The organism is Shewanella chilikensis, assembly GCF_037953065.1.
In the GTDB taxonomy this organism is placed as follows: domain Bacteria; phylum Pseudomonadota; class Gammaproteobacteria; order Enterobacterales; family Shewanellaceae; genus Shewanella; species Shewanella chilikensis.
The window spans coordinates 2,206,990-2,229,955 of the sequence record NZ_CP149966.1 but is presented as its reverse complement, the minus strand read 5'-3'; the positions used below and the strand labels follow the sequence as shown (position 1 = coordinate 2,229,955).

Here is a 22,966-nt window from a genome sequence, read left to right as displayed (position 1 = left end):
TTTAATCCCCAAAATGGGGGCTATGTCTTATTTGTGTCACCTTTCAGTTATCTGGCTGTCATATGCCGTCATTAGTCTTTGCGTCGCATTTGCAATTCCTATAATGAAATAGAAGATCACGGAGTGAAATCTTATGAGCAAGGCGACTTTCGATCCGACGCGTTATAACAAGAGTCAGAACGAACCTTTTGCCCAGGTACTGGATAAGCACCTTTCCCGTCGTAACTTTGTAAAAAGTGGCTTGGGCGTCAGTGCCTTGACTGCATTTGGCGGCTTCGGCCTTGCCGGCTGTGGTTCCGACGACAATAACGCCTCTAGCACACCGGATCCTGTCCCCCCGACTCAGGTTCCGCCCAGCCAATCCAACGTCACACTCGGTTTTGAGTCGGTAGCAGGTTCTCGCCTTGATGCAGTGGTTATCCCTGAGGGTTACCGCGCTCAGGTCCTGGCACCCTGGGGGACTCCGCTGAACAGTAAAGCCGGCGAATGGCAGGCTGACGGCAGTAATACCGCCCAGGATCAGGCTAACTCTGTGGGTCAAAACCACGACGGCATGCATTTCTTTCCGCTCAATGAGGCCGGAACCGATGGCCTCTTGTGTATCAACCATGAATACATTGAGCCAGATGCCCTGCACCCCAACGGCCCAACTGTGGATGCCGATACTGGCTTGAGAACCCTGGTCGATGAAGTTCGTAAAGAGATTAATGCTCACGGCATGACTGTAGTGCGTATCAAACTTAACGGCGGCAACTGGGAAGTAGTCAAGGATGACAAGCATAATCGCCGCTTCACCGGTGCTTCCACCATGGATCTCAGCGGCCCGGTAGCCTACACAGACAAAGTCGTAACCGCCTTCTCGCCCGATGGCAGCCAGACCCGCGGCACCTTGAACAACTGTGGTAACGGTTATACCCCTTGGGGAACTTACCTCACCTGTGAAGAGAACTGGCCCGGCTACTTCGTCAATAAGGGTGAGATGACCCAAGCACAACGCCGTATCGGTGTCAGCAGTAGTTCTACCCGCTATGGCTGGGCCGATCTGGCCGGTCATGCCGAAGAGCGCCTGGACGAATTTGCCCGTTTCGATGTCACCCCCAAGGCCAGCGATGCAATATACGACTATCGCAATGAAGACAACGGCTATGGTTATATCGTCGAAGTCGACCCTTACAACCCTAATTCCCGCGCGGTCAAACGCACAGCGCTTGGGCGTTTCCGTCACGAAGGCTGCGCTTTTGGCAAGCTGACTGAAGGCAAACCACTGGTATTCTATTCGGGCCATGACTCGCGCTTCGAATATATGTACAAGTTTGTTTCGGCGGCGCTTTGGGATCCCAAGGATGCCGACAGCAGTAACCGCCTGGCAACCGGCGCCAAATACATGGATGAAGGAACCCTTTATGTGGCCAAGTTCAACGAAGTTGGTCTAGGTGAATGGTTGCCGCTGACCCTTGATGCCATGACAAAGGACGGTAAGACCCTGGCCGATACTTTTGCCAGCCAGGCAGATATCATCATCAATACCGCAGGTGCTGCCGATTTGGTTGGCGCGACACCAATGGACAGACCCGAGTGGTGTGTGGTGGACCCTTTCACCGGCAGTGTCTATCTAACCCTGACCAACAACTCCAAGCGGACAGAAGCCAATGCCGCCAACCCAAGGCTTAAAAACAACTTTGGCCATATCATCCGCTGGGATGAAGGTGCCAGTGATACCGAGTTTAGCTGGGATATCTTCCTGTTCGGTTCTCCGGCCGACGGTGACGACGCCACCAACCTCTCCGGTCTGACTGAGCTTAACCAGCTGGCCAGCCCGGATGGCCTGGCGTTCGATGCCCGCGGTATTCTGTGGATCCAGACAGATAATGGCGCCAAAGAGGTGACTGAGCACACCAACGACCAGATGCTGGCAATAGTGCCATCCAAGATGATCGATGGCGACGGCAAGCCTCTGACAGTTACCGCCGACAATCAAACCGAGCTGAAGCGCTTCTTCGTCGGTCCCAATGGCTGTGAAGTCACAGGCTTTGCTATCTCGCCGGACTACACTTCGGTGTTTGCCAATATCCAGCACCCGGGGAATTGGCCGGTCTCTGCCAATGCCGCCGAGGAAACACCGATCGGCACCAGCATTCGCCCAAGAGCAGCGACCGTGGTGCTGCGCAAAGTCGATGGTGGTGAAGTTGGCATTTAAATAAATAGCTGCGTTAAATAAAACGTACAGCCGGTTCACACTAACCGGCCTAAACTGACGACGCCCGCCAGGCTACACCTGGCGGGCGTTTTAGCTCTCAATTACCTGAATTTAGCTCGGGTACTATTTTGATTTGTATGGCAATACAAAATTATTTATGATTTTTTGAAAATAAATAACCCTTTCTCAGCCGCTGGCCGTTTAACTCTACAAAGCGCAATCATACATAGCGCCAATCCAATAGTTGATTTCAGCCCATAGCGGGCACATAAGGAGAAAACCTATGCTTAAGTCCGGCAAACTGAAACTGGCACTTATCGCTTCCGCTTTGTTATCTGCCCAAGTTTTGGCAGTCAGCCCGCCGCATCCACAGGGATACAACCAGAACATGATTACTGCAAACCAATTTGATGCCACCAGCTATCAACCGCAGGATAGCAGCAAGATGTTCCCCGCTCCCAAAGAAGGCATGGTGCAACACATACTGACTCTGCCCCAATTGGAAAACGAAGACGACTACATGGTTGAAATTCAGGTGGGCCAAACCCAGATGGTTGACTGCAACAAACACGGCCTGATGGGCGAGCTAAAGCAGATGGATCTCAAAGGTTGGGGTTACACCTATTGGGAGCTGGATGAAATTGGCCCGGGACGCTCGACCATGATGGCCTGCTTCGATAAGGCCAAGCATGAGGAGTTTGTTCGCATTCCGGGGGAATACAAGCTGAGATATAACAGCAAGTTGCCTATGGTTATCTATCTGCCTAAAGATGCCGAGCTGCGCTACCGGGTGTGGCGCGCCGACACTGTGTTCAGCTACTCCAAGTAACACAGCGACTTAAGATCACATAAAGCTGCAACAGACCTTTTCCCGGCTGTTTGCAGCTTTTTTGCTTTATTCTCGATTGCAGAACCTTATAATCGCTGCAGTTTTCCTTTAGAGCCTTTTTCGGATGAAACTCAGCTTTGTACTCGTCTCTCCTGCTCGCGCTGCCAATGTTGGCGCCGCCGCCCGCGCCATCAAGACCCAAGGGTTCAGTGAACTCATTGTGGTGAATTCGCAAGCTCACCGGGAAGAGGAAGCGACCTGGGTCGCCTGCGGCGCCGAGGACATACTGACCAACATCCGGGAAGTGGCCAGCCTGGAGGAGCTCAGAGAAGAGTTTGAGCTTATGGTGGCCACCACGGCAAGAGAGCGCGGCAGCCCAAGACACTATTTAAGCCCGGCAGAACTCGGCGAACAACTGAGCCATCAGCAGGAACAGCTGAAGCGCACCGCCATCGTCTTTGGCTGTGAGGCCAGCGGTTTGAGTAACGCCGACTTGGCGATTTGTGACTTGCTCAGCTACGTACCACTGGCTACCGAATACCCTTCCCTCAATCTGGCGCAAGCCGTAATGGTCTATTCCTACGCTCTGGGTCAAGCTTTGGCTTGTGCCGATGGCAACCTGGGGCTGAAAGATGCTCAATCGCCTTTGCCGCAACTCAGCGCCCTCAAACAAAAAGCCGCCACTCTGCTGGAAAGAGTCGATGCCGCCGATGATGCCAAGTTAAGCCTGTGGTTAAATGAAAGCCTATCTCGCTTAAGTGACAGAGACGCCAAAATGGCCCACCAACTGCTGGGCGATATCCTCAAGAAACTTACCTGAGCTTGCGATGATCCCAGGGTTAACTCTTCGCCGGCGCGCCACCACGCAAGGCACGGTAGAGGGCTATCATAGCCAGCAACTTATCGCGTTTTGACTCGCTCAATGACAGCTCGGCGCTGAAGTGTTGGCGCTGAGCATCCATCAAGTCAAGCGAAGTGGCGACACCGTTCTGGTATCTGAGCCGCGCCAGGCGCACGTATTCAGAGGAAGCATCGAGCAAGCGTTGCTGCTCTATCAGAGCCTGCTGTGTTCTCTGATAATCATTCATCGCATTACGCACTTCCATATAGGCGTTCAATACCGTGCTGCGATAAGCAAGCATGGCCTGCAGCTGCGCCTCGTTGGCTATCTCATATTCGGCGCTTATCTTGCCGGCATTGAAAATCGGCGCCGTGATCCCACCGAGCAGCGACCAGGTGAGCCCCTTTGAGCTGAAAAGGTTATCCAGGCTATCGGATCCGCGGCCATATTCGGCGGTAATGGTAAACCCGGGGAAAAACGCACTCTTGGCCACCCCTACCTCCGCCGTGGCGGCTACCAGAGCCAGCTCACTGGCACGTACATCCGGCCGGCGCGACAGTAACTGTGAAGGCACTCCAACTGCCAAAGATTCTGGAAATTCACTGCTCACCAATTTAGGAAGCTCTGGCAAGGGGTGATCATAAGCCCCCAGTAAGATAAGCAACTGATTGCGCTTGGCCTTGCTGTCATATTCGAGCTGAGGCAAGGTCACCATGGCGGATTGATATTCCACTTCCGCCTGGTGTACATCAAGCCCTGAGATCATCCCGTTGGCTCGCCTGAGTCTAGCCAGTTGCAGTTCCTTGGCGCGGATCTCGGCCGTTTCCCGGGAGATCTTAAGCCTTTGCTCTATATCGGTCAGCTCGTAAAAGGCAGTGGCGATATCACTGATAAGGCTGATTTGGGACGCCTCAAGCAGCTCTGCCTGCGACAGAGTATTGGCAAGCGCCGCCTCACTGGCCCGGCGGTTGGCGCCCCAAACATCCAGCTCCCATGAAGCGACCCCATTGAAATTAACATCTGTCTCGGCACTGGGATCTTTATTGGTAATGGCGCTGCTGAGTGACCGTTCGGCTTCAAACTCCAGCCCAAGCTCGGGCCACAGGGCCGCATCGACCACCCGCCCTTCGGCTCTGGCGGCTCGCAGCCTACTCTGCATCATCGCCAGGTTGATATTGTTATTCAGCGCCTGACGAATAAGTATCTGCAGCTCGGGATTGAGGAAAAACGCCTGCCACTCATCTGCAACGGCTTCATCGGCCTCGACTTGCGGCAGCGCCTTATCAAACTGCGCCGGCATATTGAGCTCGGGGCGCTGATAATCCGGCCCCAGAGTGCAGCCCCAAAGGCTTAAGGAAAGTATCAAAGCGACTAGCGCCGGTCTAGTGCGTTTGCAGCTGACAAGGCTCTTGTTCGGCTTCTCTTGGCTCATGGCTAATACTCCGGTCATCATAAGCCTTCCTCCGTTGCCGGCTTTTGCCTTCCCGAGTCACCCTTAACCTTGGCGCGTACCCAAGTGGCTGTGGTCACAAAGAACAATGGCACCAGTACAATCCCTATGCTGGTGGCCAGCACCATGCCGCCGAGGATAGGAATAGATACCGAGTGGCGACTGACTGAGCCGGGTCCGGCCGATAACACCAGTGGCAAGACACCGAGAATAAAGGCCATGGAGGTCATCAAAATCGGCCTGAAGCGCATCGCGGCGGCTTCCATTGCTGCCTCAAGCCGTGAACGGCCCTCTCGGTGAAGTTGATTGGCGAACTCGACAATCAAAATCGAGTTTTTAGCTGCCATCCCGATAAGCGCAATAAAGGCGACCTGGAAGAAGAGATTGCTCTGCATACCACTGAGCAGTGTCGCCAACGAGGCTCCCAGCATGGCGATGGGCGCAATAAGCAGCACGGCCACAGGAATGGTCCAACTCTCGTACAGCGCCGCCAAAAACAGGAACACGAACACCAAGGCCAGCGTAATGGCGATACTGGTCTGGTTGGCCGAGCGCACTTCCTGGAAAGTGAGCCCGGTCCATTCATACTTGAACTCGGGCGGCAACATGGGCTTGGCCACCCTGTCGATAGCTTTTATCACATCGCCGGTCGCATATCCGGGCGCCGGAGTGACATTGATGGACGCACTGGAGAACAGGTTGTAATGGGTCACAGCTGCCGGCCCCACAGTATATTCATAGTCGGCCAGAACTCCGATGGGCACCATGGCACCATTGGATGACCGGACATAGTAATCTTTAATCTGCTGGGGAAACTGACGATAACTGTCTTCGGCCTGTACCCTGACCCGATACACCCGGCCAAACAGATTAAAATCATTGACCGTGGCCGAATCGGTAAAGGTCTTAATAGTGCTGTAGAGATCGGCCACATCCACCCCGATAGCCATCGCCTTGACTTCATTGACCGAGAGGTACAGCTGTGGAATAGAACCCTGCAACGACATGGCCGCTGCCGCAACCTCAGGTTGCTGCTTGAGCAGCTCCACCAACTCGTTACTGGTTTCCATCAGCCCCTTGAAGTTGGTTCCCGAAGTATCCTGCAACACCATCTCCACCCCGGAGCCGTTACCCAGACCGGGCACGGCCGATGGCAGGTAGAGGTTGAACTCGGCCTGCAACACTTGGTTGAGCTGATATTTAAGCTCTTTCATCACCTTCTGCACAGTGGCTTGATTTTGTTCTCGCTCGGCCCAGGGTTTGAGGATCACTTCAAACTGGCCATTGGCCTGATTCGACCCAGAGCGGCGGTTTTCCCCCGCCAGGGTAAAAGACCAGGCGACAGCAGGATGAGCCAGCACATGGCGCTCGGCAATCTTGAGCACTTCTTGGGTGCGGTTAACCGTCGCTCCGGCCGGCAGCGTCATATCGATGAAGAAACGCCCCTGATCCTCATCCGGCATAAAGCTCGATGGCAAATGGCTCATGATGTACCAAACCGCCACCACCATAGCGCCAAACACCAGGTAACTGCGCCGCGCATGTTTGTTGGCTAAGCCTACCAGGGACACATATTTGTCGGTCAATTTGGAGAGGCGGTTGTTGAGCCAGAAGAAAAAACCGCTGTTGGCCGCATCGCCCGGGCGCAGCAGCAAGGCGCAAAGTGCCGGACTCAGGGTCAATGCCACCACAGTGGAGAGCAGCACCGCCACGGCAATGGCGACGGCAAATTCGCGGTACATAATGCCGGTGATCCCGGCAAGAAAAGACACAGGTACAAACACGGCGCACAGCACTAAACTGGTTGCTATCAAGGCACCGGATAACTCTTTCATGGCGCTGCGGGTGGCCGCCATCGGGCTCATACCCTTTTCATTGATAAGTCGCTCGACGTTTTCCACCACCACAATCGCATCGTCGACCACAATCCCAATGGCCAAAACCAGTGCCAGCAGGCTGACGGTATTGATGGTAAAACCGAAGGCCAACATAGCGGCCAATGTCCCAATCAGGGAGACAGGTACCGCAATCGCCGGGATCAGAGTCGCCCGCCAATTCTGCAAGAACAGGTATACCACCAGCACCACCAACACCAGGGCTTCGATCAGGGTTTGCACCACCTCATCGATGGATTCTTCAATAAACACAGAAGCATCGTAAAACACCTGCCATTCCATACCACTGGGAAACTTGGTCGCCAGCTCAGCCATGGTTTCCTTGACCTTACGGGTCACCTCAAGCGCGTTGGCTCCGGGCAACAGATACACCTGCAAGATAGTGGCATTCTGGCCATTGAGTTGGGATTGCAAGGTATAAGCCGAGGAGCCGAGCTCCACCCTGGCAATATCGCGCAGGCGAATGATGGATCCATCCGAATTGGCGCGAACTATGATCTCTTCAAATTCCCTGACACTGGACAAACGCCCACTGGCGGTTATCGGTAAGGTCTGGCTCAAGGCATCACTATTGGGCTGGGTACCCACAGTACCGGCCGGGGTTTCCTTGTTTTGTGCCTTGATGGCGTCAGTAACATCTGTCGTGGTCAGGCTATGTCCCGCCATGGCATCCGGACGCAGCCACACCCGCATGGCATAACTGCGGGAGCCGGTGTTCCGGGTACGACCAACGCCTGGGATCCGTCTCAGTGCCGATTCGATATTAATGGAGGCGTAGTTGGAGAGGTAAATTTCATCGAAACGGGGATCTTTGGAGGTCAATGCCAGCTTGAGCAGTTCCACCGAGGAATCCTTGGAGACAGAAACACCTTCGGTTTGCACATTGATTGGCAAATTACCCAGAGCCTGCTGAGTAGCATTCTGCACATCCACTGCCGCCAGATCCGGGCTTGTGCCTACATCAAAGGTAATGGTGACATTGGTGCCGCCGGAATTGGTGCTCTTGGAGCTCATATAGATCATATTGGGCACACCATTGACCTCCTGTTCCAGCGGTGTTGCCACGGACTCGGCGGCGGTTGTGGAGGCTGCTCCCGGATAGGAAGCCGAGATACTCACCTGCGGCGGCGTGATATAGGGATATTGATCCACAGGCAGCTGGAACATGGCGATCAAGCCCAAGAGCACAATAACAATACTAATAACAGCCGAGAATACAGGTCGGCCGATAAAGAACTGAGCCATCTAGTTACGCTCCTGTTCTTTTGATTGCTGTTCCAGCGCCTCTTTCTTTTCCTGCTCGTCGAGACGCTTTTGATACTCTTTGGCATCAAGCGGCTCAGCCAGTTGGCCATGACGCACACGATGCATGCCTTCGACTATCACACGCTCACCGGCGTTGAGACCACTCTTGACCACCACACCCTCCGGCCCCTGATGCTCAATCACAATAAAGCGCCGTTCTACCTTATTGTCCGGCATCACCACCATCACATACACGCCGCCCTGATCAACCTGGGTCGAACGCTGCGGGATCACTATGGCATTGTCTATCTCACTGAGTTTGATTCTGACATTGGTGTACTGACCCGGCAGCAACTCTTTGTCCGGATTGGGCAAAACCGCCCTCACCTCGAAAGTACCTGTGCTGGAATTAACCTGGGGGTCGGTGAAACTGACGTTACCCAGATAGCGATATTCACTGTTGTCCGGCAAAGTGATACGTACAAACCCCTCTACCGCCTTGCCTTCGGTTTCTGCTTCCTGTTGCTGGTTATAACTGGTCATACGACGTCTGGCATTGAGGTAATCCAGCGCCGACATATTGAAATTGACATAGATGGGATTCACCTGCTTCACCCGTGTCAGCAAGGATTGCCCCTGGCTACCGACCAAGGCGCCGATATCCACCTCTGAGCGGCTGACTAAACCTGCGATCGGTGCCTTTATCTCAGTGTAACTAAGCTCCAGCAGCGCTTCTTCCAGCTCAGCATGACCGGCGGCCAAGGCCGACTTGGCCTGAGCCAACGCCGACAGCGCATTGTCATAATCCAACTGACTGGCGGCATCCTGTTCATAGAGAGGTTTCAGACGCTTCACATCCCGCTGCGCCTTTTCCAATATCGCCTGCTGCGACTCGACATTGGCCTTGAGTCGGTTAACCACAGCGTTATAGGGCTTGTTATCTATCTTGTATAAGATATCGCCGGCATTGACCGCACTGCCCTCGGTAAAGAGTCGCTCCTCGACAAAGCCGTCGACTCGGGCCCTGACCTCCACATCCAATGAAGCTTTGGTGATACCGACATAATTACCGTAAACAGGCACAGTCGCCTGCTCGACCTCTTCCACCACCACCAATTTGGGAGTGATGGCCACGGGTTCAGGTTCACAGCCGAGCAACAAAAAGCCACTGACAATAAGCAGTGGCAAGACAAAAAGTGGGACAGTCGAGTGATTAAAACAACCCTTGCGGGCAAACACGGGTTTTAGTGCAGTAACAACAAAGGACATGGCAGCTTCCAACATTCAATGGGCGGTCCTGATGGCTCAACAACCCGGCGTTTGGTGCCAGATTGTTTTATTTCCCAGTGTAAGTGCTTGAAGCTACTTGTCAATTATCATCCCTGGTTAGGGATGATAAGTTATCTGTTCAGAATACAAATCGGTGACCTGGCGGGCAAACTGCTGTTTGAGTAATTGAATTTGTTCTGGCTTGTGTTTTACCAAGCGACTGCGGGTTGCCAGACTGCTGCTGATAAAGAGCTTAAACCAGGTATCCAAAGCGTCGGCGCAGCCTTCTTCTCCTAAAGACTGCAGAGTTAATATCGCCACTTCGGCGGTGCCCATCTGAAAGTCGCGACTACCCTTTCTGAGCTGATAGCGAGCCAAGGTTTCGGCGCTGAATGACAGCATAGGTAATTGATGCAAATAACTACTCTTGCGAAACATCTTCACCGCCTCACGCCAACTGCCGTCGAGCAAAATAAACAGCGGCCGCTTGGCTTGCTCTGGCTCTCCCTGATTAGCGAGCACCTCACTCAAAGCCTCAGTCACCACCTCTTGCCCGGGTAAGGCATATTCCCCGGGGAACACCAAATAAGGCTGATAATCCGGGTTTTCCAACAAGGCCAAGAGTTGAGGGTCCGGCTGAGTTCGCGACCAGAGAAAGGCATGGGTATCCGGAATGAGATCTGCTATCAAACGCCCACTGTTGCTGGGTTTCAATACCTCGGCATCATACATAACCAGAGCAAATGCCGCCTTGGAAGGCAACAGGCGCCTGTGCTCACAGGTACAAAAGCTTTGCTCCAGCAAGCAACGGCCACAGCGAACAAGATTCTTACCCCTTGATGCATAAGGCTTGGTCGACAACGACTGACGGTATTCATACAAGCGGTGAACCGCGTGAGATTGAATTGACATGAATTTTCCGAATAACAATGACTTAATAGCTAGTTTGTGCCACGGGATTAGGTGCGGTGTTAAGGCTGTGACAGCCGAACCCAATGGCCGGCGCAGTTTACTGCCGCATCCTGGTTGCAGCAAGCGCTTTAACCTCACTCTTTCCAGGATGGAACACTTGCCGCTTGCCGATAACACGAATAACAGTGCTGAGTTCCAAAAATTAATTTGCCAAAGCAGAATGTAAACTTATTATTCCAAACCAATATTCAACTGCTGACTTCAAAACCAATAAAGCCGGGGGAAACAGGGGGGCGCAGAGGTGACTTGTTGTTGGCCTTGCCCAAGAATCAACCCAACAAGTGTAAACTATTAATTACATACTGTTGTGCCAGATAAAAAGTTATCAATAATTCTAGTTTTTTCTTGTTTAACAGCGACTTCTGTCATTGAAATTGCAAAATTGCCGAGTATGATAGCGCCCGTCTCGGGGAGACCCCGAGCAGGAAGGTGCGCCTCCTTATCCGGCACCCGTCTTTGCGTATCTTCCCAAACGATCTTTTAGTTCTGTATCAAGGTTGTGGAGTATTGACTGTGGTACCTGATGAGAATGTTTCCGGCGTATCCTTGAGCCCCCTGTTAATCATGCTGGTGATGATGGTCGCCTGCGGCCAGATAGCCCAAACCATTTTTGTGCCCGCTCTGCCTATGATGGGTGAGCAATTCAGTGTCAGCGCCGGTCAGTTGCAGGCGATTATGGGCACTTATCTGTTGGCCTATGGCCTACTGCAATTTATTTATGGCCCGGTATCGGACAGATTCGGCCGCAAACCACTGCTGCTTATCGGTCTCAGTCTGTTCGTCGTAGGCGCTATCATTGCCGCCTGCGCCGAGAGCTTTAACACCTTGTTGCTTGCCAGTGCCATTCAAGGCTGCGGCACCGCCAGTGCCGGCGCCCTTTGCCGTTCTATTCCAAGAGATTTCTTCTTCGGTGAAAAACTGGTGCGCTTCAACAGTTACGTGTCCATGGCCGTGGTGTTCTCACCGCTGCTGGCTCCTTTTATTGGCGGGGTGTTGAGTATGCATTATGGCTGGCATGCCGTGTATTGGTTCCTGGCATTTTTCGGTGTCTGCGTGGTAATCACCCTGGCGCTGAAATTCAAGGAATCCCTGCCCAAAGAAAAACGCCAGCCGCAATCTGTGCTCAAGTCTTATGCCTTGGTGCTCAAACACAGAGCCTTTCGCGGTTATCTGCTGTCTTTGGTGGCTACCTTCGCCGGGATTGCCGCCTTTGAGGCTATTGCCGGTATTCTCTATGGTCAGGTGTTGGCCATGAGTCCCATGATGGTCAGTTGCTATTTCGTGGCCCCTATTCCGGGCTACTTGCTGGGCGCCTGGTATGCCGGCAGACAGGCATCACTGCATAAACTGTTTCACCACGGCGTAGCTCTGCTGGGCGCCGGGGCGCTATTTTTACTACTGCCCGGCCTGTCAACTCTGGTGATAGGCTGGTGCCTACTGATTGGCTCTGTGCTCTTCTTTACCGGAGCCGGCATACTGTTTCCGGCACTGACATCGGCTGCGCTCGAGCCCTTCCCGCGCCAAGCCGGGGTTGCCGGCGCCCTGCTCGGTGGCCTGCAGAACTTTGCCGCCGGTCTCGCGGCCATGTTGATGTCGCTGGTGCCCATGATGGGGCAACTCAGCATAGGGCTTTTAACTTCTTCCATGGTGGTGCTGGTGGTGTTGGCACTTAACTATGCCAGAACCCATCCGGATATTGATGTACATACAGCTGGAGATCCACTCTAAACACGGCCACAACAAGGCGGGCTATCCGTCTTGTTGTAATGCGTTCAACAACAAGGCGGGCTATCCGTCTTGTTGTAATGCGTTCAACAACAAGAAGCAGCTCTGGCTCACTAAGAGTTTGATGAAAAATGTTAAAAGGCGACAACAAAAAAGCCCAAGCTATTGAATAGCTTGGGCTTCCTATTTTGGCGGAGCGGACGGGACTCGAACCCGCGACCCCCGGCGTGACAGGCCGGTATTCTAACCAACTGAACTACCGCTCCAATATTTTACTTTATCGCCTGGGCAATAAAGTTTTAACTGGCTGACTTGATTGGCGGAGCGGACGGGACTCGAACCCGCGACCCCCGGCGTGACAGGCCGGTATTCTAACCAACTGAACTACCGCTCCACTCAAGTTGCCGGGAATAATACGTAGAGCCTATGCCAGCGTCAACAACTTTTTCTTTAATCGGCTCTCAACCAGCCAAAAAATCAGCAAACCACTAATAATCAAAGTGTTCTGTTTGATTTTTGCTCATCCTCATCCGGCAGCGTCAAATCGATTTCCTGTAACGTATTAACCTCGGGAGTGGGCTGTTGCTGAACCAGCATTTGGGCCTCAGCCGCAGCCAAGGCCTGTTTCAAACTTTGGCGCTTGCGCCAAAATAGAATGGCGCCGATCCCAAACAGCAGCAGCAAGACGTTACCGCCTATTATCAGGTAAAGGGCACTTTGTTTGGCAGCCGCCTCTTCTTTGGCTGCTATTGCTGCAGCCCTAGCGGCCATCTCTTCGGCGCTCGGTGGCGGCTTGGGAGGCTCGACGAAATTGAAGAAACGCTCCGGCAAACTCAATACCAGCTCCCTTCCCTGCTTGTCTGTGCTGAAGACAGTGCCCTTGATACGGTAACTGCCAAAATCACTCACCTGGGGCAACACAAGCTGTGTGGTACCTTCCTTGGGCTGACGCACGGTAAAAGGCAATTGCAACCCAGCCGGTCCCAAGAGTTCTAGATCAAAATAGGTTTCCTCAAGGCGCAGAATATCAGGGTTGGCACTCAGCGACAGGCCCCATGGCTGAGTCAAAGGGTCGTCCGGCTCCAGCACCTTGATGTCCACGGGAGTAGGCTCCAATCTAAATACCTGTTTAAACTCACGTTCAAACACATCGTTTTGCACATTGACCTGCAGGGTGTAATCCCCCCAGGGCTGGTTGAGGTTAATGTTTGCAGTGAAAGTGCCGTCATCTGGCCTTTCATCCAGCGCTTCACCGTTATCCTGATAACTGCCGACAATCAGGGTGCCGGCAGCAAAGTTTTCATCACCTGGTTGATGGGATGAGGCAAAACGCGCGGTCCATCTCAATAAATATTCAAGCCCAGGCAGCCGCATTCTCAGCGAGTCACCGGTGAGATGGGCTGTCAATTTAAGCCGTTCGCCTTGATAAAGAGGCTGAGGTAGTTCATCCACCTCAATCCCCAGCTCGGAAACCCGGGTAATTTGCGAGCCGGGCACCACTTTACCGATAAGCTGCCAAGGCCCCGGCACAGGGTTTTCCACCGAAATCATGTCGCCTGTAACCCCATCGGTCCACTTGACATTCTCCGGGTGGCGCGAGGCATACCATTTACTGCCATCGGGCAAGACCACCACTACAGGGGCGGAGCCGTATTCCCGCTGCACCAGCAGTACGATTCTGTCGACCATATGATCGATCCGAAAACGATTCTTAAGCTCTGAAGCCTGTTCCTTGGGGACTATCTCGGCAGCTGTCGCCCCCCCAAGGCCAAGCAGCAGGCACACTATGAGGCCCAGCGCTGGTCTCAATCCCATTACTTCCTTCAATCCATAGGTTGTGGCTCGTCACGCCAGAGGCACTTGCCTGATTTTGCGACTAAATCGAGCCTTTGCTCATGCATATTCAGTTCATCGGCCGATGCGGCGATCACTTTAAGTTTTGCGCGATTGGTATCGAGACGCATGATGCCACCGGCTTCCTGACCGGCTTGATCGCTGGAGAGGTTGAACTTGGTCTGGCCACCTGTCATCGCCAGATATACGTCGGCGAGGATCTCGGCATCGAGCAAAGCGCCGTGATATTCACGGCGGGAGTTGTCTATATGGTAGCGCTTACACAGGGCGTCCAGATTGTTCTTTTGCCCTGGGTGCAAAAACTTGGCGATGGCCAAGGAGTCGAGGATCTGGCAAATATCCGCCGTCACCGGTCCCCTGGGGTTGGTCATGGAAAACTCATGATCCATAAAGCTCACGTCAAACGAGGCGTTGTGAGCCACAATCTCAGCCCCTTGAATAAAAGCGATAAAGTCGGCGGCAATTTCATGGAATCTGGGTTCGTTGGCCACTCTCTCATTGGTAATACCGTGAACCGCGATCGCTTCTTCATCAATGGGTTGCCCCGGATTAATGTATTGATGGAAAGTGCGGCCGGTCAGGCGGCGGTTAATCACTTCCACACAGCCGATTTCAATGATCCTGTGGCCTTGATATACGGGGCCTGCGCCCTGGTTCATACCTGTGGTTTCGGTATCAAGAATGATCTGCCGACTGGCATTCGATATGATATTCATCTATTTTTTGCAGCTTCCTGAGTGAATTTACGGGTATACTCGCCCGCATTTGCCGGATATGGTAACAACTTGATGAGCGAACTGAAACAGATCCAGATATACACCGATGGCTCTTGCCTGGGCAACCCCGGCCCCGGCGGCTATGGTGTCGTCATGCGTTATAAACAACATACCAAAGAACTCTCCGGTGGCTTTGCCCTGACAACCAACAACCGCATGGAGTTGCTGGCCCCCATTATCGCGCTGGAAAGCCTGAAAGAGCCTTGTAAAATCGTGCTGACCAGCGACAGCCAATATATGCGCCAGGGGATCACCCAATGGATCCACGGCTGGAAGAAAAAAGGCTGGGTCACTTCCAACAAGACGCCGGTGAAAAATGTCGATCTCTGGCAGCGGCTGGATAAGGCCACGCAACAACACCAGATAGACTGGCGCTGGGTCAAGGGCCACGCCGGACACCCGGAGAACGAGCGTTGCGATGCCCTGGCCCGCGAAGCCGCCGAAGCCAACCCTGCCACAATCGATAAGGGTTATCAGGACAGCCTCTAAATCCCTTTGTCCGCGACTGTCTTGAGTTTCAAAAATTTGCCGCAAAAGTCGATAAAGGCCTGCGCCAATGGCGTCAGGCTGTGGCTCTTGTGGCGAATAAGGTAAAACGGCCGCTCAAGCGCCAGCCCCTCCACCTCAACCAACGCCAGTTCTCTACGGGCCAGCTCTTTATCCAGTGTCAGCTCGGACAAGACTCCGAGCCCGGCGCCCTGCTTCACCGCCTGTTTGATGGCATCGGGAGTTGGAAAACAGAAACGGGCCTCTGGCTGCAGGTCAAGGCGGTTGGCAGCATCGACAAAGTACTCCCGGGTGCCTGAGCCCTCTTCTCTCAATACCCAGGAGAGCCCCTTGAGCTCGCTTGGCGAGACCTTGCTTCCCGCCAGCGGGTGCGCCGGATGGCAGAATACCTTGAGGCAGTCCTGATGCCAGGGCAATACGGCGATACGACTATCGAGGCAGTAACCTTCAATGAAGCCCAACTCGGCGCGAAACTCGGCCACATCGCGAATAACCTTGCGGGTATTGTCTATCGCCAAGTCGACCTGAGTCTGAAGATGTTGCTGGCTGAATGCCACCGCCGCCTTGGCCAGCAGAAAATTGCCTATGGTGGAACTGGCACTGACATTCAACATACCGGCCAGCTCGTGGTTGCTCGGAGTAAAAGCCTGCTCTATACGCTCGATGCGCTGCAGCACATCGCTGGCCAGCGGTAACAGCAAGCTGCCTTGGGAGTTAAGCTGCAAACGGTTGCCAATACGCTCAAATAAACGGGCATCGAGTTGCTTTTCAAGCTCTGACAGTGCCATCGAGGTAGCCGGCGCGGAAAGATTAATCCGCTCTGCCGCTTTGGCCACCTGGCCTGTACGGGCTACGGCTTCAAAAATCATCAGCTGTTTCAGGGTGATACGCATTAAAATTATTGCTCTTCTTTAGTGTGGCGCTCCAATTGCCTGCCGGAGAATCCCGGCGTTGGCGTGGGTTGCCAACCAGGGATCCGCTGGCGGCGCTTATCCCCCAAAGGGGTCAACGGCGAATCCAGCTTGCGGGCCACCAACAGATACAGCGAACCGGTACCCGGTAGCCATTTTTGCTGCCAATGATGCCATATCCTCAAGGGCGCCGCCTCGCTGAGCAGCGAGTGATACAAGAGCCGCTCATCGTGCACCAACTGATACCCTAAAAGCCCCAGCCAGTCCTTGACCCTGGCCGGCATAAAGAACTGACCACTCCAGGGTAAGGCCTGCTGAAACCTGGGCAGCAGCTTGCCGAAAAAGGCGCAACTGAATGGATTAATTCCTACTATAAAAAGATAACCGCCGCTGACCAGCACCCGGTCGGCTTCACGCAAAATCCGATAAGGATCCGCCTCAAACTCCAGCACCAGGTTCATCACTACTGCATCTATGCTGGCCGGGGCCAGCGGCAGCTCGGCAAAATCGGCAACTATCGAAGCACCTTTATCTGGATAAAGGGAAAATTGATGCCCGACCGGGCAATTTTTGATCTCGAGTTCGCGGCTTAAGGCACCCAGGCGCAACAAATGATAACCAAACACCCTGGGCCACCAATAGGTCAGTTTGCTTTCCAGCTCACGTTTGATAGTCTCACCGGCAGGCAAACTGTCCCAGGAACTGGGTCTGGACTCAGACGAGAGAGGCATAGATACTCCGGTTAAGCCATTCTAGGCTCAGCTTAATAACGAATCCCCTATACAAGCAAGTATGAGGCTCAGTAAAATTGAAACTGATCCCGCCGACTTAAAGGAGCTTTGAGCTTATGTCCAACGTCCATGTCACCCGTGCCCGGCCTCAGATAACGCCGATAGCTGCCTTCGATGACAACTATATCTGGGCCATAGTCGCCCCCAAAGGTGATAGTTGTTGGGTGGTAGACCCGGGTGATGCCGCGCCCGTATTGGCATTTTTGGCACAAAATGACCTGACTTTGGCCGGAGTACTGATAACTCACCACCACAGCGACCATACCGGCGGCATCCTGGCCTTGAAGGAAGCTTTCGACTCGCTCCCGGTTTACGGGCCAGCCAATCCGGCCATCAAAGGCATTACCCAGCCACTAACAGAGGAAGGCGGATATCGGCTTGAGCCAGGAAATGGCCAGTTTGCTCTTGAGTGCCGAGTGTTTAAGGTTCCCGGGCACACGCTGGATCATATCGCTTATTTGATTGACGATGCACTCTTTTGCGGCGATACCCTGTTCTGCGCCGGCTGCGGCCGCCTGTTTGAAGGCAGCGCCGAGCAGATGTACCACTCTTTGGGTCAGTTTGCCGCCCTCGATGACAGCACCAAGGTGTATTGCACCCATGAGTACACTTTGGCCAATCTGCGTTTTGCCAAAGCTATTGAGCCGGACAACCAAGCGCTTGCAGATTACATGCTTACCGCAGAAGCGCTGCGTGAGCAGCAACAACCCACACTCCCCTCTACTATTGGCCGTGAAAAGGCCATCAACCCCTTTATGCGCTGCCAAAAGAACACACTGCAGAGCAGGCTCGAATCCCACAGCGGTCAGCCCTGCAATGATCCCGTGAGCCGCTTTGCAGTTCTCAGGCAATGGAAAGACAATTTCTGAAAACCGGGTTACAATAAGCCGCTTTTTTGTGTCGTTATTATGACAACGTTCAGCCAAGATATATTTATCTAGTTGTTTTAAATGACAATATTGGCTTTCAGTGACGACGCTTCTTTTTCACCACGGAAACCAAACCAGGGTAAAAATACCACCCAAGGTACTATCCCGGGCCAAGGGACCAGGCCTATCCCGGGTTTCCGTTTGATGTGCGTTTGCCTGTCTGTTCAGGCCATCATTCGAGGATTGCTGTTTTTGAAGCAAATCAGATTTTTTATATTGGCGGGGAGCCTATCCCTGCTTGGCGGCTGTCAGCTGCTATCTCAAGCGCCGGAGTCTACTGCCGAAGCGCCGGTTAAGGCCACCCCAGCTCCGATCATTACTCAGGCTCCACAAGTCATCAGCGAGCCGGAAATTGTTGTCACTGACGTGTGGCAGCGGATCCGCAACCAACTCAATATGTCGGTTCCCGATGAAAAGCTGGTGCGCCAATACCGTCAATGGTACATAGATAATCCAAGACACCTGGAGCAGATCTCCGAGCGAGCCGCTCCCTTCATGTATCTGATTGTCGAGCAGATAGAAGAGCGCAAACTGCCGATGGAGCTGGCACTGCTGCCGATAGTGGAAAGTGCCTTCGATCCTTTCGCCTACTCCCATGGTGCCGCCTCAGGATTATGGCAGTTTACCTCGCCAATGGCGTTGCATTTTGGCCTGGAGATCAACTGGTGGTATGACGGACGCCGCGACGTTCCCGCAGCTACCACTGCCGCTCTGAATATGATGGAATACCTTTACGAAAAAACGGGCGAGAACTGGCTCTATGCCATTGCCGCATATAACACTGGCGAAGGTCGGGTGTTGAACGCGGTCAAGCGTAACCGTCAAAAGGGACAACCTACAGACTTCTGGTCCCTGTCGCTGCCCAAGGAAACCGAGCGTTATGTGCCGCAACTGCTGGCACTGGCCGATGTGATCAAAAACGCCGACAAATACGGCATTAACCTGACACCAATTGCCAACGAGCAGAAACTGGAAGTTGTCGATGTCGGCAGCCAGATAGACTTGGCCCTGGCGGCGCGTCTTGCCGGCATGGAGGTCAATGAGTTGCAACAGTTCAACCCAGGTTTTAATCGCTGGGCCACTGCACCGGAAGGGCCACACAAGCTGGTACTGCCGCTGGACAAAGCGAAAGAGTTTGAAATTGCCCTGGCCAGTACGGAACCAAGCGAGCGCCTCAACTGGCTCAGATACAAGATCCGCAAGGGTGACTCTCTTGGCATGATAGCCAAGAAGCATCATACCAGTATCGATGTTATTCGTTCTGTCAATGGCATCAGTGGCAACAATATTGTCGCCGGTAAGCACCTGTTGATCCCGGTCGCCCTCAAGGATGCATCGGCCTACCCGCTCTCCAAGGAGCAACGTCTGGGTCAGAATAAGTCCGGCAAGAGCAAACGCAGCTACCAGGTCAAGTCCGGTGACTCCCTGTGGCAGATAGCCAAGGATAACGGCGTCAGTGTCAATGAACTGGTGAAATGGAACGGGATCTCCGCCAAGACGCCGCTGCGTCCCGGCAAACAGCTGACCATCTGGACTAAAGCCTCTGGGCAATCCCAGAGTGCCAATGCCGTAATGCGCACAGTGAAATACAAGGTTCGCTCCGGTGATTCGCTGGCTCGAATCGCCAGCAAGTTCAATGTCAGTGTGGATGATCTGCTGGAATGGAACCAGCTCAAGGCCAGTAAGTACCTGCAACCCGGACAGATGTTGACCCTGTTCGTGGATGTGACCCGCGTCAAGACCTGATAAAAACTCCTACTCAAGCGGCACCCAAGGTGCCGCTTATGATCCCGTTCAAACTTTTGCAAGTTATTATATTACAATCATAATCCATTCGTGCGCTGTCACAAATTTGACACTCCTCTTTGTTGATAATCGTCCGCTGAATTAATCCAGCCTAAACAAAATCACGATGAACAGAGATTTGCCCATTACCGACATTGAAACACCTGTGACGGAAAATGCCCGCATTCTATCCACCACAGATCTCAAAGGGCGCATCACCCATATCAATCAGGAGTTTATTGATCTTTGCGGCTTTTCTCGTGAGGAACTCTTGGGGCATGGTCACAACATAGTGCGCCATCCTCATATGCCCAAGGAGGCGTTTGCCGATCTCTGGCATCAGGTCAAGAGTGGCAACAGCTGGATGGGCTTGGTTAAAAACCGCCGCAAGGACGGCGGTCACTACTGGGTCAACGCCTACGTCACCCCGATTCGCCGCAAGGGTAAAATAGTTGAATATCAATCTGTACGTACCAAGGCTAGCCCTGAGCTGATTGCCAGAGCCGAGACCTGCTATCAGGCTATCAATCAAGGGAAATCGATACTGCCACGCTTTCGAATAGGGCTAACGGCAAAGCTGGCGCTCTGTTGGGGTGCATCACTGCTATCCTTGGTGCCCCTGCCCTGGCTAAGCGGTCTCTGGCAACTTGCACCGGTCAGCGCAGCGGCAACTTTGATGGGCTGGAGTCTTTTCAGGCTCAAACAAAGGTTAAATAAAGTCAGTCAATTCAGCCGCGGAGTACAGAATAACCCACTAATGCAGGCTATTTACTGCAACAGCACAGATGAACTCGCCGAACTGGAATTGAGTTTGAGAATGCAGCAGGCCGAGATATTCGCCATCACAGGACGGATAAAAGACAGTGGTGAGATCCTCGATAACAGTTTGAGTGCCCATCAGGCTGCCGTCGATGCCAACTACCGCGAACTGGCACAGCAAACCGGCGCCCTGAAACAGCAAGGTGATGCCATCAACGAACTCAGAGGAGCCGTGACCGAGATTGCTGATACATCAGCCGAAACGGCCAACGAAGTGACTGAGCTTGAGCAAAGCAACCGGCACACTCTAGAAGCTCTGGTCGCCAGCCGCGCCGCCAACAGCGAAGTCACCGCTCTGCTTGCGAAGGTTGAAGCACAGTTGCTGGCATTGGACAAACGCTGCAGTAGTATAAACACTGTGTTGGAAGTGATTGAGCAACTTTCCGATCAAACCAATCTGCTGGCGCTCAATGCGGCTATCGAAGCGGCCCGAGCCGGTGAAGCCGGCCGCGGATTTGCCGTAGTGGCAGATGAGGTGCGAAACCTAGCCAAACGCTCCTCTGAATCCGCCGGTGAAATACATCAAATTATTGCCGAGCTCAGTCTGCAAAGTCGCCAGACAGTGACCGAGATGGAGCGTAGCCAGCAACTGACCCAAGAAAGTCTGCAACTGGAGCAAAAGTTGGCGCAACGGTTGGACGACGCCACCAGTGCACTGGGCCGAATTGCCGCCCATAGCCAGCAAATAGCCGTTGCCACCGAGCAGCAAGCCTGTGTGGTAGAACAGTTACACCGCCATTCAGAGCAGTTGCAACAGGGCGTTGGCTGTTTAACCGATAACAGTGAGGACGCAAGCCATCATGGAAAGGAACTCACCAGGCAAAGCGAACGTCAAAAAGAGCTCATCGCCCAGTTCTGACAACAAAGCAACGGCGATATTTTTCCAGGTAGGCGCCATTTGTCAAAGCGTGTAAAAACACCTGTGTTCACCTATGGCATTCCCCATGGAAACCGCGTTAGAACACAACGCGGCTCCCTGAAGGGAATGCCAAAAATTTACCAGTCAAATGTCTCCAAGTTCCAAAGTCATATAAGTCAAACCTGGATCAGAGTGGCAATTTTGCCAATTTATCAGCCACAAGTTGACCGCGCCATCCCTGCAACACCAAGGGCGAGGCCCCTTGTTTGCCATCCCATACCCATTCAAGGTATTCGTGAATATGACGCTTGGAGCCAAGCAACTCCATAGGCACACTTTCGGATTCTGCAACCTCGCTCAAGCACTGCTTAATGCTCTTGAAAGCGCTCTTGTACCCTGGTTTGAGCGCCAGCACATCCAAGGGCTCAGGTAGATTACTCATATCCGCCTTGGCCATAACCTTGAGCACATCTTTGGCGTAAAGACGCTTTTCATGATCTGTCAGCTCTTTCATGGCAAGCACATCATTGATCCCTCTTGGCTGACGCTTAGCCAAGCCGATAAGGGCATGATCTTTCATGACAAAACCCAACGCCATATCCTTTGCTAACGCTTTACGCAAACGCCAGGCCGCCAGCACCTTAAGCACAGCCAATTGTGGTGTACTCAACTGAAAGGCGTTTTTGACTCTAAGATAGGCCGTGTCTTCATCCGGCGGATCCAGACGCCCTTCTGTCATGCGCCGACTTTCTTCCAATGCCCACTCAATCCGGCCCTGTTGCTGTAGTTTCTGCTGCAGCTGAGGATAGAGTTGGTAGAGATAATAGACATCATTGGCGGCATAACTGAGCTGCGCCTCTGATAACGGCCTTTTCAACCAGTCGGTACGGGACTCGCCCTTGTCGAGCTCCACTCCCAGACACTCATGCACCAACTTGGCATAACCCAGGCCATGCCCCATGCCGGCAATGGCCGCTGCCAGTTGACTGTCGAACAAAGGCTTTGGTTGACACTGACCCTGGCGGGCAAACACTTCCAAGTCTTCACTGCAGGAGTGCAACAACTTGGTGATCTTCTCATCGGTCAACAAGGCCCAAAAGCCCGACAGATCCGAGATGGCCAAGGGATCTATCAGAGCCAAGGTCTTGCCGTCATAGGCCTGAATAAGCCCTAAACAAGCATAATAAGTACGGGTGCGTACAAATTCGGTATCCAGCACCAGCAGTTCGGCATCACGGTATTGAGCCACCAGCTGTGCCAGGGTGGCGTCATCTTTTACATACAGGTAATCTTGCAACTTCAACTCCCATCC

17 protein-coding genes and 2 tRNA genes are annotated in these 22,966 nt (G+C 53.3%); 8 read left to right on the top strand and 11 right to left on the bottom strand.

Annotated elements, in window-relative coordinates; all coding sequences use genetic code 11:
* Window positions 1–133: 133 nt before the first annotated feature.
* The 3 genes from WKR14_RS10195 to WKR14_RS10185 all read left to right on the top strand — a co-directional run bounded on the left by WKR14_RS10195 (window position 134) and on the right by WKR14_RS10185 (window position 3,846).
* On the top strand, window positions 134–2,197 hold the full coding sequence (locus tag WKR14_RS10195) for a PhoX family phosphatase (protein ID WP_339087698.1): 2,064 nt from the start codon (window positions 134–136) through the stop codon (window positions 2,195–2,197).
* A gap of 283 nt (window positions 2,198–2,480) precedes the next feature.
* Window positions 2,481–3,026 (top strand): serine protease inhibitor ecotin, encoded by a 546-nt coding sequence (gene eco, locus WKR14_RS10190; protein WP_101056669.1) that lies wholly within the window; start codon window positions 2,481–2,483, stop codon window positions 3,024–3,026.
* 124 nt (window positions 3,027–3,150) lie between these two features.
* On the top strand, window positions 3,151–3,846 hold the full coding sequence (locus WKR14_RS10185) for a tRNA/rRNA methyltransferase (protein WP_101056670.1): 696 nt from the start codon (window positions 3,151–3,153) through the stop codon (window positions 3,844–3,846).
* Window positions 3,847–3,865: 19 nt separating this feature from the next.
* Here WKR14_RS10185 and WKR14_RS10180 read toward each other — a convergent pair whose 3' ends face one another.
* The 4 genes from WKR14_RS10180 to WKR14_RS10165 all read right to left on the bottom strand — a co-directional run bounded on the left by WKR14_RS10180 (window position 3,866) and on the right by WKR14_RS10165 (window position 10,638).
* Window positions 3,866–5,320: an efflux transporter outer membrane subunit gene (locus WKR14_RS10180; protein WP_286995403.1), complete on the bottom strand. Its 1,455-nt coding sequence runs from the start codon at window positions 5,318–5,320 to the stop codon at window positions 3,866–3,868.
* Window positions 5,317–8,457: a multidrug efflux RND transporter permease subunit gene (locus WKR14_RS10175; protein ID WP_339087697.1), complete on the bottom strand. Its 3,141-nt coding sequence runs from the start codon at window positions 8,455–8,457 to the stop codon at window positions 5,317–5,319. The genes WKR14_RS10180 and WKR14_RS10175 overlap by 4 nt, the downstream gene beginning before the upstream one ends.
* The gene (locus WKR14_RS10170; RefSeq protein ID WP_101056675.1) at window positions 8,458–9,726 is read right to left on the bottom strand and encodes an efflux RND transporter periplasmic adaptor subunit; all 1,269 of its coding nucleotides are present in this window, start codon (window positions 9,724–9,726) and stop codon (window positions 8,458–8,460) included.
* A gap of 117 nt (window positions 9,727–9,843) precedes the next feature.
* A complete protein-coding gene (locus WKR14_RS10165; RefSeq protein WP_165565117.1) occupies window positions 9,844–10,638 on the bottom strand; it encodes a tRNA-uridine aminocarboxypropyltransferase in 795 nt (264 codons plus the stop codon).
* Window positions 10,639–11,205: 567 nt separating this feature from the next.
* Between WKR14_RS10165 and emrD the strand changes: the two genes are divergently transcribed.
* Entirely contained in the window at window positions 11,206–12,426 is a 1,221-nt protein-coding gene (emrD, locus tag WKR14_RS10160) for a multidrug efflux MFS transporter EmrD (protein ID WP_286995395.1), read from the top strand.
* 186 nt (window positions 12,427–12,612) lie between these two features.
* On the opposite strand, the gene WKR14_RS10155 is transcribed toward emrD, so the two are convergent.
* The 4 genes from WKR14_RS10155 to dnaQ form a co-directional block, all read right to left on the bottom strand.
* Window positions 12,613–12,689: transfer RNA gene (locus tag WKR14_RS10155), tRNA-Asp, on the bottom strand.
* Between the two features lie 51 nt (window positions 12,690–12,740).
* A tRNA-Asp gene (locus WKR14_RS10150) sits at window positions 12,741–12,817 on the bottom strand.
* Window positions 12,818–12,918: 101 nt separating this feature from the next.
* Entirely contained in the window at window positions 12,919–14,238 is a 1,320-nt protein-coding gene (locus tag WKR14_RS10145; RefSeq protein ID WP_339087696.1) for a TIGR03503 family protein, read from the bottom strand.
* An 8-nt stretch (window positions 14,239–14,246) separates the two neighbouring features.
* On the bottom strand, window positions 14,247–14,993 hold the full coding sequence (gene dnaQ, locus WKR14_RS10140; protein ID WP_039033209.1) for a DNA polymerase III subunit epsilon: 747 nt from the start codon (window positions 14,991–14,993) through the stop codon (window positions 14,247–14,249).
* Between the two features lie 72 nt (window positions 14,994–15,065).
* Between dnaQ and rnhA the strand changes: the two genes are divergently transcribed.
* Window positions 15,066–15,542: a ribonuclease HI gene (gene rnhA, locus WKR14_RS10135; protein ID WP_039033210.1), complete on the top strand. Its 477-nt coding sequence runs from the start codon at window positions 15,066–15,068 to the stop codon at window positions 15,540–15,542.
* On the opposite strand, the gene WKR14_RS10130 is transcribed toward rnhA, so the two are convergent.
* Window positions 15,539–16,453 (bottom strand): LysR substrate-binding domain-containing protein, encoded by a 915-nt coding sequence (locus tag WKR14_RS10130; RefSeq protein ID WP_339087695.1) that lies wholly within the window; start codon window positions 16,451–16,453, stop codon window positions 15,539–15,541. The genes rnhA and WKR14_RS10130 overlap by 4 nt on opposite strands.
* Before the next feature lie 5 nt (window positions 16,454–16,458).
* Entirely contained in the window at window positions 16,459–17,202 is a 744-nt protein-coding gene (locus WKR14_RS10125; RefSeq protein WP_101056891.1) for a class I SAM-dependent methyltransferase, read from the bottom strand.
* A gap of 116 nt (window positions 17,203–17,318) precedes the next feature.
* Between WKR14_RS10125 and gloB the strand changes: the two genes are divergently transcribed.
* The 3 genes from gloB (at window position 17,319) to WKR14_RS10110 (ending at window position 21,654) form a co-directional block, all read left to right on the top strand.
* Window positions 17,319–18,131, top strand: a complete 813-nt coding sequence (gene gloB, locus WKR14_RS10120) for a hydroxyacylglutathione hydrolase (RefSeq protein ID WP_101056892.1) — start codon at window positions 17,319–17,321, stop codon at window positions 18,129–18,131.
* A gap of 252 nt (window positions 18,132–18,383) precedes the next feature.
* Window positions 18,384–19,937, top strand: a complete 1,554-nt coding sequence (locus WKR14_RS10115; RefSeq protein ID WP_224866303.1) for a LysM peptidoglycan-binding domain-containing protein — start codon at window positions 18,384–18,386, stop codon at window positions 19,935–19,937.
* Between the two features lie 166 nt (window positions 19,938–20,103).
* Window positions 20,104–21,654, top strand: a complete 1,551-nt coding sequence (locus WKR14_RS10110; protein WP_226563875.1) for a methyl-accepting chemotaxis protein — start codon at window positions 20,104–20,106, stop codon at window positions 21,652–21,654.
* 187 nt (window positions 21,655–21,841) lie between these two features.
* Here the strand turns inward: WKR14_RS10110 and rnd are convergent, their stop codons facing one another.
* Window positions 21,842–22,951 (bottom strand): ribonuclease D, encoded by a 1,110-nt coding sequence (gene rnd / locus WKR14_RS10105; protein WP_339087746.1) that lies wholly within the window; start codon window positions 22,949–22,951, stop codon window positions 21,842–21,844.
* Window positions 22,952–22,966 lie beyond the last annotated feature (15 nt).

Bases quoted from the DNA above. Each gene is read 5' to 3' on its own strand.
- WKR14_RS10145 (WP_339087696.1), bottom strand. From the start codon at position 14,238: ATGGGATTGAGACCAGCGCTGGGCCTCATAGTGTGCCTGCTGCTTGGC.
- WKR14_RS10175 (WP_339087697.1), bottom strand. From the start codon at position 8,457: ATGGCTCAGTTCTTTATCGGCCGACCTGTATTCTCGGCTGTTATTAGT.
- WKR14_RS10130 (WP_339087695.1), bottom strand. From the start codon at position 16,453: ATGCGTATCACCCTGAAACAGCTGATGATTTTTGAAGCCGTAGCCCGT.
- WKR14_RS10165 (WP_165565117.1), bottom strand. From the start codon at position 10,638: ATGTCAATTCAATCTCACGCGGTTCACCGCTTGTATGAATACCGTCAG.
- rnhA (WP_039033210.1), top strand. From the start codon at position 15,066: ATGAGCGAACTGAAACAGATCCAGATATACACCGATGGCTCTTGCCTG.
- WKR14_RS10195 (WP_339087698.1), top strand. From the start codon at position 134: ATGAGCAAGGCGACTTTCGATCCGACGCGTTATAACAAGAGTCAGAAC.
- WKR14_RS10180 (WP_286995403.1), bottom strand. From the start codon at position 5,320: ATGATGACCGGAGTATTAGCCATGAGCCAAGAGAAGCCGAACAAGAGC.
- WKR14_RS10185 (WP_101056670.1), top strand. From the start codon at position 3,151: ATGAAACTCAGCTTTGTACTCGTCTCTCCTGCTCGCGCTGCCAATGTT.
- WKR14_RS10170 (WP_101056675.1), bottom strand. From the start codon at position 9,726: ATGTCCTTTGTTGTTACTGCACTAAAACCCGTGTTTGCCCGCAAGGGT.
- gloB (WP_101056892.1), top strand. From the start codon at position 17,319: ATGTCCAACGTCCATGTCACCCGTGCCCGGCCTCAGATAACGCCGATA.
- WKR14_RS10125 (WP_101056891.1), bottom strand. From the start codon at position 17,202: ATGCCTCTCTCGTCTGAGTCCAGACCCAGTTCCTGGGACAGTTTGCCT.
- WKR14_RS10110 (WP_226563875.1), top strand. From the start codon at position 20,104: ATGAACAGAGATTTGCCCATTACCGACATTGAAACACCTGTGACGGAA.
- dnaQ (WP_039033209.1), bottom strand. From the start codon at position 14,993: ATGAATATCATATCGAATGCCAGTCGGCAGATCATTCTTGATACCGAA.
- eco (WP_101056669.1), top strand. From the start codon at position 2,481: ATGCTTAAGTCCGGCAAACTGAAACTGGCACTTATCGCTTCCGCTTTG.